3 protein-coding genes and 1 tRNA gene are annotated in these 2,717 nt (G+C 29.0%); 1 reads left to right on the top strand and 3 read right to left on the bottom strand.

The window, feature by feature from the left end:
- Positions 1-435: 435 nt before the first annotated feature.
- Positions 436-654, bottom strand: coding sequence for a DUF3892 domain-containing protein (locus KPL54_RS25575; RefSeq protein ID WP_216109296.1), 219 nt, complete (start codon positions 652-654; stop codon positions 436-438).
- Positions 655-822: 168 nt separating this feature from the next.
- Positions 823-1,698 (bottom strand): YitT family protein, encoded by an 876-nt coding sequence (locus KPL54_RS25570; protein WP_216109295.1) that lies wholly within the window; start codon positions 1,696-1,698, stop codon positions 823-825.
- A gap of 207 nt (positions 1,699-1,905) precedes the next feature.
- Between KPL54_RS25570 and KPL54_RS25565 the strand changes: the two genes are divergently transcribed.
- Entirely contained in the window at positions 1,906-2,595 is a 690-nt protein-coding gene (locus tag KPL54_RS25565) for a uracil-DNA glycosylase (protein ID WP_216109294.1), read from the top strand.
- A gap of 32 nt (positions 2,596-2,627) precedes the next feature.
- On the opposite strand, the gene KPL54_RS25560 is transcribed toward KPL54_RS25565, so the two are convergent.
- Positions 2,628-2,703 (bottom strand) — tRNA-Phe (locus tag KPL54_RS25560).
- Positions 2,704-2,717 lie beyond the last annotated feature (14 nt).

The following is a 2,717-nucleotide window of genomic DNA, read 5'->3' as shown; positions in this document are numbered from 1 at the left end:
AAATAAAATATTATTTCATTTCTTTACCTATTTCTCTGTTTAATTTTCAAAGACCAATTTGCTTTGTCATCATGTGACGACTTCTACTATTATATCTGTTATTGCTTAAGTTGTCAACAGTTTTTTTAAATCACTTTATCCGTTGTTTCCTTATGCTTTTGTACTTTACTGCCACTCAATCTCAGCGACAAGTAATATAATATCATCTTTGACCATAATCAGTTTTGGTCTTTTTCTTTAATACGACAATTATATGTATTAATCTCTGTAATACTCTTGTATCATAGACTTTCTTTATACTGACACACTAGGAATAGTATACCTATCAAAATTAATTAATACTGTCTATATTATATTCTATTTATTACTACCAAGTAAAATATATGCCCCTACATTAATTAGAGAAGTTAATGAAGAGGACTTAACCCTTTTATATTAGAAAGTTGGGAGATTATCTAAATTATCTTGTGTAGTACTATTAGGTGATGACTTTATAACATCATTGCCATTTCTATTTTTACCAACGATCACTGACTCTACTGTCCCTACCTTTGCTAAAGCTACCGCTTTGCTCACATCTAATTCTTCACCAGCACTAGTTAATACATTTGTAATATCCCCATCTGCATTTTTTCTAACCTTAACTATCTTCATAAAACACATCTCCTCATCAATTAGTATAGGTATAGTTCAAGTGTTAAATTTTTTTTACTACGCTATTACTCCACACATTAACTTTTACACTACAGGTTTAGTATTTCCCTTATTTCTAATATTTTATTACTATAAATTATATTAATTATTATTTATATTTTTCTACTCCTAATTTATTGGACTTTTAAATCCATTACCCTGAACCTCAGCTATATCTATTATAGAAATAAAAGCTCCTTGATCTATTGATTTTATTACTCTTTTAATTTGTGGTAATTGTCCTAAAGAAACAACACAATACATTATATTTTTCTTATGACTAGTGTATGCACCTTCTCCGTATAATAGAGTTACTCCTCTATGGCAATTATCCATTATCGCATCACTTACTTCTTTTTCTTTTTCTGATACAATTAGAAGCATTTTCCGACGATTCAACCCATTAACAACTTTTTCCATGACAGTAGAATTAATATACATAGAAATTAAAGTATATAATCCAACTCTAAAATTAAATATTACAGATCCAACAGCCACAATCAAAACATTTATCGCAAAAATTACTGTGCCTACTTCTATCCCATATTTCTTTTTAGCATATACAGCTACAATATCCAGGCCCCCTGTAGATCCTTCATTAGAAAAAATAATTCCAAGACCTATCCCTGAAAGCGCTCCCCCATATATACAATATAGTAGCCTATAAGACTCCTCAACCGGGGCGAGAACATTATTTAAGTGCACTGTAATAGTCAAAAAAACTGATAATGATATCGTTCCTAATATTGTAAATACAGTGAATTTCTTATTTATTTTTAAAATACTTAATATAAGCAGTGGGATATTTAATACTAATATCGTAGCACCCATAGGAAGATTAAATGTATACTGCAGCATTAACCCTATTCCCGAAATTCCTCCACTAAGAAGTTTATTTGGAACTACAAATAAATTTATTGCAATAGCTAAAATTAAACTTCCTAAAATAATAAGAAATATTTTTTTAATTAAATCCTTTAAATCATTACTAGCTATCTTTTGCATAGCTTATCCTCCTTATCTTATACTTGACTAGCATACAATTATTGATTGTTTTATGCCCTGTTTTTTATATTCGATATAATTATATACCATTCAATGATTAAAATATTAAATACAATTGTTTTATACTTTAACACCTTATTAATTTAAATAAACCACTTATTTTAGCAAAATAAAAATATTTATGATACACTTAAGTGAGGTGATTTTATGAATAATTTAGTAAATAATTGGAATGAACTTTTATTAGATGAAGTTAATAAAGATTATTATTTAAAATTGAAACACTTTTTAAAAGAAGAATATAAAAGTTCTTTAATATATCCTGAATTAAAGGATGTATTTAATGCACTTAAATATACTTCGTATACTGACGTAAATGTTGTTATACTTGGTCAAGACCCTTACCATGGTCCTAGTCAAGCTCATGGCTTAAGCTTTTCTGTAAATCCAGGCGTAAGGATTCCCCCTTCATTATTAAATATATATAAAGAATTAAATAACGATTTAGGTTGTTATATACCAAACACCGGTTATTTAAAAAAATGGGCTGATCAAGGCGTTTTATTATTAAATACAGTCCTTACCGTTAGGTCCGGAGAAGCTAATTCTCATAGAAACAAAGGTTGGGAAAATTTCACTGATAGAATTATCACTTTGTTAAATGAAAAAACAAAACCTATAGTTTTTATTTTATGGGGTAATAATGCTCAATCAAAACAATCTCTTTTAACAAATCCAATACATTACATAATAAAGTCTGCTCACCCAAGCCCATTATCTGCATACAGAGGTTTTTTTAACAGTAAACCTTTTTCTAAAACTAATAGTTTTTTGTTATCAGTAGGTGAAAAGGCAATTGACTGGCAAATTAATAATTATTCTGATAAAAAACACTAAAAAAAACGTCTTAGAATTATCTAAGACGTTTTTGGTGGCTAAACCCGGAATCGAACCAGGGACACGAGGATTTTCAGTCCTCTGCTCTACCGACTGAGCTATTTAGCCATGTAACCTGGCGA

This window comes from Clostridium estertheticum (genome assembly GCF_018861295.1).
In the GTDB taxonomy this organism is placed as follows: Bacteria; Bacillota; Clostridia; order Clostridiales; family Clostridiaceae; genus Clostridium_AD; species Clostridium_AD estertheticum_D.
This window is presented reverse-complemented; position numbering and strand designations above follow the sequence as displayed.

Coding starts and splice junctions, on each gene's coding strand:
- KPL54_RS25565 (WP_216109294.1), top strand. CDS start 1,906: ATGAATAATTTAGTAAATAATTGGAATGAACTTTTATTAGATGAAGTT.
- KPL54_RS25575 (WP_216109296.1), bottom strand. CDS start 654: ATGAAGATAGTTAAGGTTAGAAAAAATGCAGATGGGGATATTACAAAT.
- KPL54_RS25570 (WP_216109295.1), bottom strand. CDS start 1,698: ATGCAAAAGATAGCTAGTAATGATTTAAAGGATTTAATTAAAAAAATA.